Genomic DNA, 15,143 nt, shown 5'->3' with positions numbered 1-15,143 from the left:
AATCGAAGACCAACTATTCGTCTCACAAAAGGAGAAGCCGGTGGCGGAAGCGGTCATTGTCGAAGCGGTACGGTCAGCGGTCGGCAAGCGCAACGGCGCACTGTCCGGCGTGCACCCCGCGGAGCTCTCGGCCCAGGTGCTCAACGGTCTGGTCGAGCGGGCCGGTGTCGACCCGGCTCTGGTCGACGATGTGATCTGGGGCTGCGTCATGCAGGCCGGCGAGCAGGCGCTCGACATTGCCCGCACCGCGGTGCTGACCGCGGGCTGGCCGGAGACCGTTGCCGGCGTGACCGTCGACCGCCAGTGCGGTTCGAGCCAGCAGTCGCTGAATTTCGCGGTGGCCGGCGTCATCGCCGGTCACTATGACGTCGTCGTCGCCGGTGGCGTCGAGTCGATGTCGCGGACCCCGATGGGCTCCTCGCTGGCCAACGGTGGCAACCCCTACTCGGAGAACTTCAAGGCGCGCTACGCCAAGACCCCGAACCAGGGCATCGGCGCCGAGATGATCGCCGAGCAGTGGGGCTTCAGCCGCACCCAGCTCGACGAGTTCTCCCTGCGCTCGCACGAAAAGGCTGCTGCAGCACAGGATTCCGGCGCATTCAAGGATCAGATCGTCGGCATCAAGACCAAGGACGCCGACGGCAACGACACCGTGGTGCTCGAAGACGGCGGTATCCGCCGCGGTGGCACCGTCGAGTCGATGGCCAAGATCAAGCCCGCGTTCTCCGAGGACGGCGTGATCCACGCCGGCAACTCCAGCCAGATCTCGGACGGTTCGGCCGCGCTGCTGATCATGTCGGCGGAGAAGGCCAAGGACCTGGGCCTCAAGCCACTGGCCAAGGTGCACACCGCGGTGCTGGCCGGTGCCGATCCGGTCATCATGCTGACCGCGCCGATCCCGGCCACCCAGAAGGCCCTGAAGAAGTCGGGCCTGACCGTCGACGACATCGGCGCGTTCGAGGTCAACGAGGCCTTCGCTCCGGTTCCGCTGGCCTGGCTCAAGGACATCGGCGCCGACGAGAAGCGGCTCAATCCCAACGGTGGCGCGATCGCGCTCGGCCACCCGCTGGGCGGTTCGGGTGCGCGAATCCTGACAACGCTGCTGTACCACATGCGGGACAACAACATTCAGTACGGCCTGCAGACGATGTGTGAGGGCGGCGGCCAGGCCAACGCCACGATCCTCGAGCTGCTGTAGTGACCGACGTCGAGACCCCCGCCGCTCTCTACGAGCGGCGGGGCAACGTCGCCCTGATCACCATCAACCGCCCCGAGGCGCGCAACGCCATCAACGCGGCGGTCAGCCTGGCGCTCGGGGATGCGCTGCAACAAGCGCAGGACGACGCCGAGGTGTGGGCCGTCGTGGTCACCGGTGCAGGGGATAAGTCGTTCTGTGCCGGGGCCGATCTCAAGGCGATCTCCAGGCGGGAGAACATCTTTCACCCGCAACACCCCGAATGGGGTTTCGCGGGCTACGTTCGCCATTTCATCGACAAGCCCACCATCGCAGCGGTCAACGGCATCGCGCTCGGCGGCGGGACCGAACTGGCATTGGCCAGTGACCTGGTGGTCGCGCAGGAGAGCGCGAAGTTCGGGCTGCCCGAGGTCAAGCGCGGACTGGTGGCTGCGGCGGGCGGGGTGTTCCGCATCGTCGAGCAGCTGCCGCGCAAGGTGGCCATGCAGCTGCTGTTCACCGGCGAACCGATCACCGCGGACGAGGCGCTGCGGTGGGGACTGATCAACGACGTCGTGCCCGACGGCACCGTCGTCGATGCCGCACTGGCACTCGCCGAACGCATCACCGTCAACGCGCCACTGGCCGTGCAGGCGTCCAAGCGGGTCGCGGCCGGGGCCGACCCGGCTGACGGCGGTGCGATCATCAGCTCCGACGAGGCCGGCTGGACGCGCACCATGCGTGAGCTCGGACCACTGATGAAGTCCGAGGACGCCAAAGAAGGGCCGCTGGCCTTCGCCGAGAAGCGCCCGCCGGTCTGGAAGGCGCGCTAAGCGGGCTTGGGGGTCGTCGTCGGCGAGGCCGGGGGAGCCTCAGCCGGCGGCACCTCGGCCGACGTCGAGGTGGTCGGCGTCGTGCTCGTGGTCGGCGTCGTGCTCGTGGTCGTCGCCGTGTTGGGGGTCGGCGCATCATCCGGGGTGAGCACGGTGTCGATCATGTAGATGTAGGCGCCGGCGGCGGTGTAGCTGCACACCACCTTGGCGGTGTCGTTGACCTTGATGTCACCGCCCTTGCCGGTCACCGACACCAGGCTGCCCTGCTGGGTCGCCATCTTGCCGTGCAGGTCGTCGGGGCCGAGGTAGCCGAGCACCATGTGGTAGTACAGCGTCTTGGTCAGCGCGGCGGGGTCGCTCTTGAGCTGCGCCAGCGTCGCCTCGTCCAGCTTGGCGAACGCGTCGTTGGTCGGTGCGAACACCACATACGGCCCGCCGTCGAGCACGCTGACGATGTTGACCGCCGGGTCGAGCCCGCCGGAGATCGCCGCACTGAAGGTGCTCAGGTCGGGGTTGGCGGCGATGGCAGCCGACGCCACCTGGTTACCCATGGTCGTGAACGACCCGGCGCCGGTGGGGATCCGGTTCTTGTAGGCGTCGCAGCCGGGGCCTTGCGGGTCAGGGAGCTGGCTCATGCTCGGCACCGGAATCGCCGTGGTGGTGGGAGCCGCCGGGGTAGTGGTGCTCGGGGTCGGATCGGCGTAGGCCTGAACGGCCGTCGGGATCGCGACGGCGATAGCCGCCAGCGCCGCGGCCACGCCGAGGGACTTGGTACGAGTGCTCACTTCGGCTCCTTGAGTCTGCTCATGAGTCGGCACATTGCGGTCCCCGGCTACCGCCACGCCGGGGGGAATCGTATCGGCAGCAAAGCGCCGGTATCAAAACGGGCAGTGAACTGGCAGGTCAGGGCCTGTCAAGGGTCCTCAGCGGCGTCTGCCTACGATGGCGGCCATGCCCGAACCACTGATCATGTCCGTCCGCGGGCACACGCCTGAACTGCACGCCGAGTCCTGGGTCGCCCCCAACGCGGCGGTGATCGGCCGGGTGGTCCTCGGCGCACGCGCCAGTGTCTGGTACTCGGCGACTCTGCGCGCCGAGGCGGAGTCGATCGAGGTGGGCACCGGCAGCAACATCCAGGACGGCGCCACCGTACACGTCGACCCCGGATTCCCGGCCAGGATCGGCGCTGGGGTGACCGTCGGCCACAACGCCGTGTTGCACGGCTGCACCGTCGAGGACGGCTCGCTGGTCGGAATGGGGGCGATCGTGCTCAACGGCGCCGTGATCGGGGCCGGCTCGATCGTGGCAGCTGGTGCGGTGGTGCCCCAGGGCATGGTGGTGCCGGCCCGTTCGCTGGTCGCCGGTGTGCCAGCCAAGGTGCGCCGCGAACTCAGCGACGCCGAACTCGACGGGAACCGGGCCAACGCCGCGGTCTACGAGCACCTCATCGACCTGCACCGAGACCCCTCCTAAGCGGCGAGGGACCGATCTCACAGTGACGTCAGGTTTGCGTCACCCCCAGACTGCCGATATTTCCTAACGTGGAGTCGATGCGGATTCTGGTTACCGGTGCTACCGGCTACGTCGGCTCACGGCTGATCGCCGAGTTACTCGGCGACGGTCACGAGATCGTGGCCGCCACTCGCGACCCGGAAAAACTGGGTCGGTTCGGCTGGTGCGACGAGGTGAGCGCGGTGGTGTTCGACGCCGGTGACCGAACCTCGGTCGAGACGGCCTTTGCCGTGGCGGGTCCCATCGACGTCGTCTACTACCTTGTGCACGGCATCGGCGAGCACGGTTTTCGCGAGCGTGACAATGCCGCCGCCGCCATCGTGGCCGCCGCCGCGGCCGAAGCCGGAGTGCGGCGCATCGTTTACCTCGGCGGGTTCGTCCCCGAGGACGACACGTTGTCCGAGCACCTGGCCGGCCGCGCCGAGGTTGCCGGCGCTCTGAAGGTCGAGGGCGGCGCCGAGCTGGTGTGGCTGGGCGCGGCGGTCATCATCGGTGCGGGATCGACGTCCTTCGAGATGATCCGGTACGTCGGCGACCGGTTCTGGCTGATCCCGCTGCCGCCATGGTCGGAGAACGACATCGACCCGATCTCGATCCGCGACGTGCTCTACTACCTGACCGCCGCTGCCGACCCCGACCGGGTGCCGCCTGGCTCCTACGACATCGTCGGACCGACCAGGACCACCTACCGCGAACTGCTGTCGACTTACGTCGATGCCGCCGGTGAGTTCCGGGCCGGGCTGCCGGTCGACGACATCGTCCCGCGCCGCATCGTGGGCCGGGTGGCCGGCATGGCCGTGCCGGTGCCGAGTGGCCTGGCCGCCGATCTCATCGAATCGCTGGACCATCCGATGACGGCCTCCGACACTGTCTTACGTGATCATGTGCCGGACCCGCCCGACGGTCTCACCGAGATCGAGGACGCCGTCGCCGCGTCGGTGTCCAGTCCGCCGCCGCGGCCCGTCGATGAGCTTGCCGATCCGCACCACCTCGCCGACAGCGACCCGCTCTGGGCCGGCGGGGACGCTCTGCGGCTGCGCCGGCTGGCGGCGGCGGTGACCCCTGCTGTGGCGCGGCCCGCGCTGAGGCTGTTCGGCGCGGTACCCGGTCCCGTCGCGGGCGTGCTGCGGACTGGTGTCGATCTGTTCCTGGAGAAGGTCCGCGCCCTATGACGGTGCTCGCCGAGTTCCGAGCCGTCGCGGCCAAGGCTGCCGTGCCCTCCCAGGAATGGCCGTCGGTGGTGCGGCGCCGGCGCCGCGTCGTCTGCGTCGTGTCGGTCATCGGCGCAGTGCTGCTGGGCTTCTCGCTGACCCGTACGCCCGGGGACGCGACGTTCTACTGGCTGACGCTGACGCTGGCGGCGGTGTGGACAGCGGGTGCTCTGGCATCCGGTCCGGTGCACCTGGGCTGCATCCGATGGCGGGGGCGCAACCAGCGGCCGGTGGTCACCGGCCTGGCCGTCGGGCTGCTGCTCGGCGGTGTGTTCGTGGCCGGCGGTCTGGTGGCCCGCGAAATTCCGCCCGTCGCCGAGCGCATCACCCGGGTTCTGGAGTACGCCAACCACGGCAGCCTCACGCTCGTGGTGGCGATCACCCTGGTGAACGGATTCGCCGAGGAGCTGTTCTTCCGCGGCGCGCTCTACAGCGCGCTCGGCGCCTTCCACCCGGTGGTGATCTCCACGCTGCTGTACACGGCGGTGACCTCGGCCAGCGGAAACCCGATGCTGGGCTTCGCCGCGATCATCCTTGGCACGGTGTGCGCCTGGGAGCGCCGAGCCACCGGCGGCGTGTTGGCGCCGGTACTCACCCACGTGGTGTGGGGGCTGATCATGGTGCTGGGCCTGCCGCCGATGTTCGGGGTGTGGACCTAGCGCAGCGGATGGGCGAGCTCGTCGCGCGGCATGCGTGCCGCAGTGAGCGCGACCGCGGCCAGCACCACCGGCGCGATACCCGCCACGGCGAAGATGAGTTCGACCGGCACCACTTTCGACAGCGGACCGGCGGCGGCCATCGACAGCGGCATGAACGCCAGCGAGACGAAGAAGTCCAGGCTCGACACCCGGCCGAGCATGGCCGGTGGTACTCGCCGCTGCAGCAAGGTGCCCCAGATGACCATGCCCGCGCCGTCGGTGATGCCGACCACGAACAGGGCGACCAGCATCACTGGCAGCGACGATGTCGAACCGACGACGGCCAGCGGTAGCGAGCCCGCCCCCCACATCGTCATAATGACGGTCAGGTAGCGGCGGGGTAGTCGGCGCGAGGACACTGCCAGCGCGCCCAGCGCACTGCCCAGTCCGAACGCGGCCAGCATCACGCCGTACACCTGCTCGCCATGGGCGAATCGGTTGCGGGCGATGAACGGCAACAACACCTCGATCGGGCCGAGCGCCAGGAACACCCAGGTGCTGGCGAATAGCAATGTCCAGCGCAACCACGGGGTGCGCACCACGAAGCGCAGGCCGTCACGCAGATCGGTCAGCGCATGCGGTTGCTCCCGATCGACGGCCATCACGATGTGCGAGCCTTCGCCCGGGCGCATCGCGACCAGCAGGACGAGTCCGAGGGTGAACAGGGCTGCCACGGTCACGCTGCCCAGGGATGGGAAAGTCAGTCCGACCAGAACTCCCGCCGCGGCCGGCCCGATGGCCTGCTGCAGGGTGGGCCGGATCGCGCCCTCGACGCCGTTGGCGGCAAGCAGGTGGTCGGCGGGCAGGATGCGCGGCAGGTAGGCGCTGTAGGCGGGGAAGAAGAAAGCGGCGCCGACGCCGAGAACCGTTGCGGCGACGGCCATATGCCACAGCTGCAGCTCGCCGAGTAGGCCGAGGACCGCGACGGCGCCGGTCGCGGCGACGTTGGCCATCTCGACGGCGATGATGATGGCGCGTTGCGGCGCCCGGTCGGCCACGATGCCACCCACGAGGATGAAGGCCAGCATCCCGGCCCCGAGGCAGGCAGCGACCAGGGAGAGTGCCGCCGGGTCGTCGGCCAGGGCGATGACCTGAAGGGCCATCACCACGGTCCACATGCCCTCGGCGAACAGTGAGATCGACATCGCCGAGATGAGCAGCCGGAACTCGCGGTAGCGGAACGGTGCGAGTACGCGCCATCGACCGGCGGCGGTGCTCACCGGCTGGTCGCTGTCGTAGCGCACACCCATGGGCTTGATCGTCCCTGACGGATCAGGGCCGAGTCCAACGATTTTCGCCTCAGCCGAAGAGATCCTCGATTGAGGGCGCGGGGCGGCCGGCGAGTTTGTAACTGGCCCAGCGGTTCAACGAGATCCCCTGCTCGGCGGCCTCAACAGTCAGCCGTTGGTGCAGCACGGGAGCGGTGCGCACCATGAAGTTGCCGCTGTAGCGGCGGTCGGTCGATGACTCCGGTGGGTCCATGCCGAGTTCAGCCAGTTCTTCTAGTTCTCGCGTGATCAATTTCTCGACACGCTCAATGGCTTCATGTGCCGTGAGTGCCGTTGCGTAACGGCCTTTGAATTCCAGGCACAGTCCCAGGTACTGGCAGCAATTGTCCGACCACTCGGCCCGGTAGGTGTAGTTGGGCATGGGACCCATGATGGTGAGGGGTCCCGACATTTCCGAGTGCGTAGTCGAGGCCAGGTCACTGGGGGATGAGTGGCTTTTCCAGAACGCGATATCGCCGGTGATATCGCGTTCTGGAACAAAGTGGTGTCAGGGCAGAGGCCGGCTAGGAGTCGGTGAACTCCGGGGAGCGGTGCTCTTGGAAGGCCTTAGTTCCTTCGCGGAAGTCATTGGACGCCAACAACTTCAGCTGTCCCTCGCTCTCGCGCTCGATCGCGTCGTCCAGCTCGGTCAGCGTCGAGGCGTTGATGGCCAATTTGGTCCTGCCCAGCGCGAGGGCCGGCCCGGACACCAGGGTGTCGATCACCGCACCCGCAGCGGCCTCGAGCTCGTCGGCTGGGTGCACCGCGCTGACCAGACCGAACTCGTAGGCCTCGGCGGCCGAGATGCGCTCGGCCAGAAGTGCCATCCGCATTGCGCGGATCCGGCCGACCGCGGCGGCCACCAACGCCGACGCGCCGCCGTCGGGCATCAACCCGATCTTGGTGAAGGCCAGCAGGAAAAACGCCTTCTCCGAAGCCAATACGACGTCACAGCACAGGGCCAGTGACACACCGACGCCCGCGGCCGGACCCTGCACGACCGAGACCACCGGCTTGGGCAGAGCGACGATCGCGCGCACCGCACGGTTCGCCTGCTCCAGCACGTCGTCGCTGCCCGGCGCGCGGTTGGCCTGATCTTCGGCACTGATACCGGCACCGGAGCTGAACCCGCGTCCCGCCCCGCCCAGGCGCACCACCCGCACCGACGGGTCACCGGCCGCATGCTCGATCGCGTCGGCCAGTGCCCGCAGCATCGGAGCGGTCAGCGAATTCAGGCTGTCCGGGCGGTTCAACGTCACCGACAGCACCCCGCCGTCGAGCGACACAGTGAGCTCCGGAATGCCGGTGTAAGCGTCGATGGTCGTCATGGCTGCACCTTAGGCGTCGGCGGGGGCGCAGCCCGGGTCGGGGGAGCGCGGGTGTAAATAGTAGGGCGGGCGATCAATCAACTGGAGGGTAGGGAGCTATGCCGGGACCATTGCACGGTCTGCGCGTCATCGAATTGGCCGGAATCGGGCCCGGCCCGCACGCCGCGATGATCCTCGGTGACCTGGGCGCCGACGTGGTGCGCGTCGAGCGGCCGGGCAAGGTGCCGGGCATTCAAGCCCCCGCGAGCAACGACTATCTATTGCGCAACCGCCGGTCGGTGGCCGCCAACCTCAAGGATCCCGAGGACCGTGACTTGGTGCTGCGGTTGATCGCCAAGGCCGACGTGCTCATCGAGGGGTACCGCCCCGGCGTCACCGAACGTCTCGGCCTCGGTCCCGAGGACTGCGCCAAGGTCAACGAACGCCTCATCTACGGCCGGATGACCGGCTGGGGCCAGACCGGTCCGCGCAGTCAGCAGGCCGGCCACGACATCAACTACATCTCGCTCAACGGGGTGCTGCACGCCGTCGGGCGCGTCAACGAGCGCCCGGTACCGCCGCTCAACCTCGCCGGTGACTTCGGTGGTGGCTCGATGTTCCTGCTCGTCGGGATCCTGGCCGCGCTGTGGGAGCGGGAGCGCTCGGGTAAGGGCCAGGTGGTCGACGCCGCCATGGTCGACGGATCCAGCGTGCTGGCCACGATGATGTGGGCGTTTCGCCACATGGGCATGTGGAGCGACACCCGCGGGGTCAACATGCTCGACACCGGCGCGCCGTACTACGACACCTACGAATGTGCCGACGGGCGCTACGTGGCGGTTGGTTCGATCGAGCCGCAGTTCTACGCGGAGCTGCTGGACAAGCTCGGTCTGAACGCCGCGGACCTCCCCGGTCAGAACGACATGACCCGCTGGCCGGAGCTGCGTGCGATCCTCACCGAGAAGTTCGCCTCGCAGGACCGTGACCACTGGGCGAAGGTCTTCGCAGGCAGCGATGCCTGCGTCACCCCGGTGTTGTCGTTCGGCGAGGTGGAGTCCGAGGCACACAACGCCGAGCGCGGCACCTTCTACAGCGAGAACGGCTCGCTGTTCCCGGCGCCGGCGCCCCGCTTCTCCCGTACCGCGCCCGACGCGCCCATCGCGCCGGGCGTCCCCGGTGCCGACACCGATAGCGTTCTTCGGGACTGGGTATAGTCCCCAACCAACCAGTAGGTCGATCTATCGAAAGGAAAACTACACGTGGAGATCAAGGACGCCGTAGCCGTCGTCACCGGCGGCGCCTCCGGGCTCGGGCTGGCCACGACCAAGCGACTGCTCGACCGCGGCGCATCCGTCGTCGTCATCGACCTCAGGGGCGAAGAGGCCGTCGCCGAACTCGGCCCTCGGGCCCAGTTCGTTCAGGCCAACGTCACCGACCCCGAGGCCGTCGCCGCGGCGCTCGACGCCGCCGAGGAGATGGGCCCGGTGCGCATCAACGTCAACTGCGCCGGTATCGGCAACGCTATCAAGACGCTCGGCAAGGAGGGCCCCTTCCCGCTGGACGCCTTCCGCAAGGTCGTGGAGGTCAACCTGATCGGCACGTTCAACGTGCTGCGGCTGTCGGCCGAGCGGATCGCCAAGACCGAACCCATCAACGGCGAGCGCGGCGTCATCATCAACACCGCCTCGGTGGCCGCGTTCGACGGCCAGATCGGCCAAGCCGCCTACTCGGCATCCAAGGGTGGCGTTGTCGGCATGACCCTGCCGATCGCCCGCGACCTGTCCCGCGATCTGATCCGCGTCGTCACCATCGCCCCCGGCCTGTTCAAGACGCCGCTGCTGGGCTCGCTGCCGGAGGAGGCACAGGCCTCGCTTGGCAAGCAGGTTCCGCACCCGGCCCGTCTCGGTGACCCCGACGAGTACGGCGCGCTGGCCACCCACATCGTCGAGAACCCGATGCTCAACGGCGAGGTGATCCGCCTCGACGGCGCCATCCGCATGGCGCCGCGGTAGGCCCCGATGACACTCAAGACGAAGTTCACCGAGGCGTTCGGTGTCGAGCACCCCATCGCCCAGGGCGGTATGCAATGGGTCGGTCGCGCGGAACTCGTTGCGGCCGTGGCGAATGCGGGCGGTCTGGGCTTCATCACCGCGCTGACACAGCCCACGCCGGCCGATCTGGCGAACGAGATCGCCAAGACCCGCGATCTCACCGACAAGCCGTTCGGGGTCAACCTGACGATCCTGCCGTCGATCAATCCGCCACCGTACGACGAGTACCGCCAGGTGATCGTCGACTCCGGCGTCAAGATCGTCGAGACCGCGGGCTCCAACCCGGCGCCGCACCTGCCGATGTTCCACGACAACGGCATCAAGGTGCTGCACAAGTGCACCTCGGTGCGCCACGGCGTCAAGGCACAGAGCCTCGGTGTGGACGGCATCAGCATCGACGGCTTCGAATGCGCCGGCCATCCCGGTGAGGACGACGTGCCCGGCCTGGTGCTGATTCCGGCCGCCGCCAAGCAGATCGAGATCCCGATGATCGCCTCCGGCGGGTTCGCCGACGCCCGTGGCCTGGTGGCCGCGCTCGCGTTGGGTGCCGACGGCGTCAACATGGGCACCCGGTTCATGTGCACCGTCGAGTCGTGCATCCACCAGAACGTCAAGGAGGCGATCGTCGCCGGCAACGAGCTGGGCACCGAGCTGATCTTCCGCAGCCTGCACAACACCGCCCGGGTGGCCTCCAACGTGGTCTCCCGCGAGGTGGTGCAGATCCTCAAAGACGGCGGTCAGTTCGAGGATGTCAGGGATCTGGTCGCCGGGGTGCGCGGCCGCCGGGTGTTCGACGAGGGCGACCTCGACGCCGGCATCTGGACCGTCGGTACCGCGATGGGCCTGATCAACGACATCCCGACGGTCGGCGAGCTGGTCAGTCGCATGGTTTCCGAAGCCGAGGACATCATCGGCGGACGGCTGGCCGGGATGGTCACGTCGGACTAGGACAAGAAAGTGCCCGCCTGAACCCAGGCGGGCACTACCCACAGATCAACCTCGAATGGCGCCTCGCCGCACACCAGCGGCGCAGGCGCCTTTCGGCGCTGAAGTCAGCTGGCGTTGGCGAGCGGAGGGCGTTCCTCGAATTGCTCCGAAGTGTCGCCCTCGACAAGAACGTCGCCGTGATACAGCGCGTCGAAGTCGACTTTGATGACATCTGCACTGGTGTCGTCGATCCACATACCTAGGACTGTATGGGTCACCATTAAGGAATCTTTGAGTTACGTTTCGGAAAATGGTGGCAATTCTTACTCCCGAGTCAGGTCATTGTTGACGGTGGAGAAGTCACGCTTGCGTCACTGAATCCAATCGCCCCTGGCGGACGTCGGCGGGAAAAATGGCCTTGTGCTCCAGACCGTGGCTCACCTGGCGATTCGCGCGCCCAAACGGATAGTCGGCGTGGCGGTGCTGGTGATGATCGCTGCGGGGCTGTTCGGCATCCCGGTCGCCGGCACTCTGTCCGCGGGAGGGTTCGTCGACCCCACCTCGGAGTCCAGCCGCGCCTCCCGATTGCTCGACGAGAAGTTCGGCCAGAGCGACCAACAGCTGCTCATCACGGTCAGCGACCCGGCGGGAGCCACCAGCCCCGCCGCACAGGCGATCGGGACCGCGATCGTGGACCGGCTCAAGGCGTCGCCGCACGTGCTCGGCGTCAATTCGGCCTGGACCTCGCCCCCCGCCGCGGCGGGGGAGCTGCTGAGCAAGGACCGCACGATCGGTCTGATCGTCGCGATCATGGACGGCGGCGAGAACGACGCGCAGAAGTACGCCAAGGCGCTCGTCGAGGAACTGCCGCCGGAGCCGGCCGGCGTCACCGTGCGGGCCGGCGGGACCGCAATGATCTACTCGCAGATCACCGAGCAGACCCAACGCGACCTACTGAGGATGGAGTCGATCGCGGTCCCGCTCAGTTTCCTGGTCCTGGTGTGGGTGTTCGGCGGCCTGGTGGCCGCGTCGCTGCCGCTGGCGGTCGGGGTGATGGCGATCCTGGGCTCGATGGCGGTGCTGCGCCTGATCACGTTCTTCACCGATGTGTCGATCTTCGGGCTGAACCTGACGACCGCGCTGGGACTGGCGCTGGCCATCGACTACACCCTGCTCATCGTGAGCCGCTACCGCGACGAGATCACCGCCGGCGCTGATCGTGACTGCGCGCTGCGGCGCACCATGGCCACCGCCGGGCGCACGGTGCTGTTCTCGGCCACCACGGTGGCGTTGTCGATGTCGGCGATGATTCTGTTCCCGATGTACTTCCTGAAGTCGTTCGCGTACGCCGGCATCGCGACGGTGGCGTTCGCGGCGGCCGCGGCGGTGATCGTCAGTCCGGCCGCGATCGTCCTGCTGGGTGATCGGCTGGACTCCCTCGACATCCGCCGCCCGCTGCGCAGAATCTTGCACCGGCCGGAGCCGGCCGCCAAGACGCTGGATCAGTTGTTCTGGTACCGGTCGACCAAATTCGTGATGGGCCATGCTGTTCCGATCGGACTCGCGATCGTGGCGCTGTTGTTGTTGCTCGGCGCCCCGTTCCTGAGGGTGCAGTTCGGCAATCCCGACGACCGGGTGCTGCCGGCGAGCGCCTCGACGCATCAGGTGGGCGACCAGTTGCGCACCCAGTTCGCCAGTGACTTCAACACCGCTGTCGCCGTGGTGATCCCGAACGCCACCGGCATCACCCCGGTGGAATTGGAGCGCTACGCCGCCGACCTGTCCCGGGTACCCGACGTGTCGCTGGTGTCGGCGCCAGGGGCGACGTTCGCCGGCGGTCGCAACGTCGGCCCGTCGTCGGCGCCGGCCGGTGTCGACGACGGTAGCGCCTTCTTGACCGTGCGCAGCACCGCACCGTTGTTCTCGGAGGCGTCGAAGTCCCAACTGGATCGGTTGCACGCCGTGCCCACGCCCGCCGGGCGCGAGGTCCTCGTCGGCGGCGGCGCCCAGGCCAACCGCGACAGCGTGCAGGCGATCATGACGCGAATTCCGTTGGTGCTCGGGCTTATCGGTGTGATCACCTTCGCGCTGTTGTTCCTGCTGACCGGCAGTCTGGTGCTGCCACTGAAAGCGTTGGTGCTCAACGTGTTGTCGTTGTCGGCGGCGTTCGGCGCGTTGGTGTGGATCTTTCAGGAGGGTCACCTCGGCGCGTTCGGCACCACGGCGACCGGGACGATGGAAGCGAACATGCCGGTGCTGCTGTTCTGCATCGCGTTCGGGCTGTCGATGGACTACGAGGTGTTCCTGGTCGCCCGGATCCGGGAGTTCTGGCTGGCCTCCCCGCAGACCCGGGCCGACAACGACGAAAGCGTGGCGCTCGGGCTGGCGCACACCGGCCGGGTGGTCACCGCGGCCGCGCTGATCATGTCGATCGCGTTCGCCGCGCTGATCGCTGCGCAGGTGTCCTTCATGCGGCTGTTCGGAGTCGGGTTGACGCTGGCCGTGCTGGCCGACGCCACGCTGGTGCGAATGGCGTTGCTGCCGGCGTTCATGCACGTGATGGGCCGCTGGAACTGGTGGGCGCCCAAGCCGTTGGTCTGGCTGCATCAACGGATCGGATTCAGCGAAGGCCCCGCTGAACCGACCCGTGGGCGGCATCGCGCACGGTGTTGACTGCTCGGGAGTGCGGGTCGCTAAGCTGGCCTGGTAGCCCGGGAGGCCAAAACATGACGGCACAGACCTTCGATCACCCGTTCTTCGCCCGGCTCTGGACGGTGATGTCGGCCCACGAGTCGGGCGTGATGAAGAAGATGCGCACCGAGAACCTCGCCGGCCTGAGTGGGCGCGTGCTGGAGGTCGGTGCGGGCACCGGCACCAACTTCGCGTTCTATCCCGGCACCGTCACCGAAGTCGTCGCCCTCGAGCCGGAGGTGCGGCTGGCGCCACTGGCCCGCGAAGCCGCGTCGGCAGCGCCGGTACCGGTGACGGTGATCGAGTCGACCATCGAGGCGATGCCCGCCGGCGAACCATTCGACGCCGTGGTCTGCTCGTTGGTGTTGTGCTCAGTCGAAGACCCCGAGCATGTTCTGCGCCAACTCAGTTCAGTGCTCAAGCCCGGCGGGGAGCTGCGCTATTTCGAGCACGTCGCTACCGGTGGATGGCGGGGTGGCCTGCAGCGTTTGGCCGACGCCACGATCTGGCCCCGGATGGCCGGCAACTGCCACACGCATCGCGCGACGGAGCGCTCGATTGCGGCCGCCGGTTTCGAGATCGATGCGGCGCGCCGGGAGGCGACCTTCCCCGCGTGGGTGCCGCTTCCGGTTCAGGAAGTCGCCCTGGGCCGGGCCAGCAAAGCCAGCTAGTCGGCGAGTGGCCAGTTAGGACACGCAATCGAGCCCGAAACGGACATCAAGTGGCCGCTCGGCGCGGGGTGCTCAGCCACCCAGCAGCTCGGGCAACCGCTGTAGAAGTCGGGGCAGCGCTGTGCTCGCCGACTCCCGGAGCGAGATCGTCGCGGTGGCCGTCAGCGGGGTCTCCTCGGGGTTGACCTCCACCACGATGGCACCGCGAGCCCGGGCCACGTCGGGCAGTCCGGCGGCCGGATAGACGATGCCGGAGGTGCCGACGACCACCAGCACGTCGGCGGTGGCTGCCGCCTCGACGGCGGACTGCCACGGCTCGTCGGGCAGCTGCTCGCCGAACCAGACGATGCCGGGCCGGATCAGCCCTCCGCACTCGCAGGTGGGCGGCATCTTCTCGAGTTCCGGCTCGGGCATGTCGGGCAGCGGGCCGTGGTAGCGCGATCCGCATGTGTCACACCAGAATTCGGAGAGGCTGCCGTGCAGGTGGTGTACCGGCCTGCTGCCCGCGCGCTCGTGCAGGTTGTCGACGTTCTGGGTGATGACGGTGACGTCGGCGTGGTCCTGCCAGGCTGCCACGGCCAGGTGACCGTCGTTCGGTGTGGTCCGGCCGACCACGTGGTGGCGCCACAGATACCACGCCCACACTCGCTCGGGATGGCTTTGCCAGCCGTCGGTGCTGCTCAGCTCGTAAGGGTCGTACTTGGCCCACAGGCCGGTCGCGTCGTCGCGGAACGTGGGCACGCCGCTTTCGGCTGAGATCCCCGCTCCGCTGAGCACCGCGATACGCACATCCCCCAAAA

Annotated in this window: 16 protein-coding genes; 10 read left to right on the top strand and 6 right to left on the bottom strand. The window is 68.0% G+C overall.

Annotated elements, in window-relative coordinates; translation table 11 throughout:
* Positions 1-40 precede the first annotated feature (40 nt).
* Together ACXDF8_RS16770 and ACXDF8_RS16765 are read left to right on the top strand one after the other, a co-directional pair.
* Positions 41-1,198, top strand: a complete 1,158-nt coding sequence (locus tag ACXDF8_RS16770; RefSeq protein ID WP_457224404.1) for a thiolase family protein — start codon at positions 41-43, stop codon at positions 1,196-1,198.
* Complete coding sequence (locus tag ACXDF8_RS16765; RefSeq protein ID WP_457224403.1) at positions 1,198-2,007, top strand: crotonase/enoyl-CoA hydratase family protein; 810 nt, start codon at positions 1,198-1,200, stop codon at positions 2,005-2,007. Before ACXDF8_RS16770 ends, ACXDF8_RS16765 begins: the two co-directional genes overlap by 1 nt.
* Here ACXDF8_RS16765 and ACXDF8_RS16760 read toward each other — a convergent pair.
* Entirely contained in the window at positions 2,004-2,792 is a 789-nt protein-coding gene (locus ACXDF8_RS16760; protein WP_457224402.1) for a fasciclin domain-containing protein, read from the bottom strand. The two genes, ACXDF8_RS16765 and ACXDF8_RS16760, sit on opposite strands and share 4 nt — an antisense overlap.
* Positions 2,793-2,958: 166 nt before the next feature.
* On the opposite strand from ACXDF8_RS16760, the gene ACXDF8_RS16755 reads away from it, so the two are divergent.
* The 3 genes from ACXDF8_RS16755 (at position 2,959) to ACXDF8_RS16745 (ending at position 5,389) form a co-directional block, all read left to right on the top strand.
* Positions 2,959-3,480, top strand: a complete 522-nt coding sequence (locus tag ACXDF8_RS16755) for a gamma carbonic anhydrase family protein (RefSeq protein WP_457224401.1) — start codon at positions 2,959-2,961, stop codon at positions 3,478-3,480.
* A 68-nt stretch (positions 3,481-3,548) separates the two neighbouring features.
* Positions 3,549-4,691 (top strand): NAD(P)H-binding protein, encoded by a 1,143-nt coding sequence (locus ACXDF8_RS16750; RefSeq protein ID WP_457224400.1) that lies wholly within the window; start codon positions 3,549-3,551, stop codon positions 4,689-4,691.
* Positions 4,688-5,389 carry a CPBP family intramembrane glutamic endopeptidase gene (locus ACXDF8_RS16745; protein ID WP_457224399.1) on the top strand — a complete coding sequence of 234 codons (702 nt, stop codon included), beginning with the start codon at positions 4,688-4,690 and terminating at the stop codon, positions 5,387-5,389. The genes ACXDF8_RS16750 and ACXDF8_RS16745 overlap by 4 nt, the downstream gene beginning before the upstream one ends.
* Here the strand turns inward: ACXDF8_RS16745 and tet(V) are convergent.
* From tet(V) to ACXDF8_RS16730, 3 genes are all read right to left on the bottom strand, one after another.
* Positions 5,386-6,678, bottom strand: coding sequence for a tetracycline efflux MFS transporter Tet(V) (tet(V), locus tag ACXDF8_RS16740; RefSeq protein ID WP_457224398.1), 1,293 nt, complete (start codon positions 6,676-6,678; stop codon positions 5,386-5,388). The genes ACXDF8_RS16745 and tet(V) overlap by 4 nt on opposite strands.
* A 49-nt stretch (positions 6,679-6,727) precedes the next feature.
* The gene (locus ACXDF8_RS16735) at positions 6,728-7,078 is read right to left on the bottom strand and encodes a type II toxin-antitoxin system HicB family antitoxin (protein WP_457224397.1); all 351 of its coding nucleotides are present in this window, start codon (positions 7,076-7,078) and stop codon (positions 6,728-6,730) included.
* Positions 7,079-7,220: 142 nt separating this feature from the next.
* A complete protein-coding gene (locus tag ACXDF8_RS16730) occupies positions 7,221-8,024 on the bottom strand; it encodes an enoyl-CoA hydratase (RefSeq protein ID WP_457224396.1) in 804 nt (267 codons plus the stop codon).
* Positions 8,025-8,122: 98 nt separating this feature from the next.
* On the opposite strand from ACXDF8_RS16730, the gene ACXDF8_RS16725 reads away from it, so the two are divergent.
* From ACXDF8_RS16725 to ACXDF8_RS16715, 3 genes are read left to right on the top strand one after another with little or no spacing between them, the layout of a single operon-like run.
* A complete protein-coding gene (locus tag ACXDF8_RS16725) occupies positions 8,123-9,217 on the top strand; it encodes a CaiB/BaiF CoA transferase family protein (RefSeq protein WP_457224395.1) in 1,095 nt (364 codons plus the stop codon).
* Between the two features lie 45 nt (positions 9,218-9,262).
* Positions 9,263-10,015, top strand: a complete 753-nt coding sequence (locus ACXDF8_RS16720; RefSeq protein ID WP_457224394.1) for a 3-hydroxyacyl-CoA dehydrogenase — start codon at positions 9,263-9,265, stop codon at positions 10,013-10,015.
* Positions 10,016-10,021: 6 nt separating this feature from the next.
* Positions 10,022-11,002: an NAD(P)H-dependent flavin oxidoreductase gene (locus ACXDF8_RS16715; RefSeq protein WP_457224393.1), complete on the top strand. Its 981-nt coding sequence runs from the start codon at positions 10,022-10,024 to the stop codon at positions 11,000-11,002.
* Positions 11,003-11,106: 104 nt separating this feature from the next.
* Here ACXDF8_RS16715 and ACXDF8_RS16710 read toward each other — a convergent pair whose 3' ends face one another.
* A complete protein-coding gene (locus tag ACXDF8_RS16710) occupies positions 11,107-11,238 on the bottom strand; it encodes a hypothetical protein (RefSeq protein WP_457224553.1) in 132 nt (43 codons plus the stop codon).
* A 163-nt stretch (positions 11,239-11,401) separates the two neighbouring features.
* On the opposite strand from ACXDF8_RS16710, the gene ACXDF8_RS16705 reads away from it, so the two are divergent.
* Together ACXDF8_RS16705 and ACXDF8_RS16700 are read left to right on the top strand one after the other, a co-directional pair.
* A complete protein-coding gene (locus ACXDF8_RS16705) occupies positions 11,402-13,654 on the top strand; it encodes an MMPL family transporter (RefSeq protein ID WP_457224392.1) in 2,253 nt (750 codons plus the stop codon).
* A gap of 53 nt (positions 13,655-13,707) precedes the next feature.
* Complete coding sequence (locus tag ACXDF8_RS16700; RefSeq protein ID WP_457224391.1) at positions 13,708-14,343, top strand: class I SAM-dependent methyltransferase; 636 nt, start codon at positions 13,708-13,710, stop codon at positions 14,341-14,343.
* Positions 14,344-14,415: 72 nt separating this feature from the next.
* On the opposite strand, the gene ACXDF8_RS16695 is transcribed toward ACXDF8_RS16700, so the two are convergent.
* Entirely contained in the window at positions 14,416-15,132 is a 717-nt protein-coding gene (locus ACXDF8_RS16695; protein WP_457224390.1) for an NAD-dependent deacylase, read from the bottom strand.
* Positions 15,133-15,143: the final 11 nt, after the last annotated feature.

It is taken from the genome of Mycolicibacterium sp. CBM1 (assembly GCF_054073305.1).
This window is presented reverse-complemented; position numbering and strand designations above follow the sequence as displayed.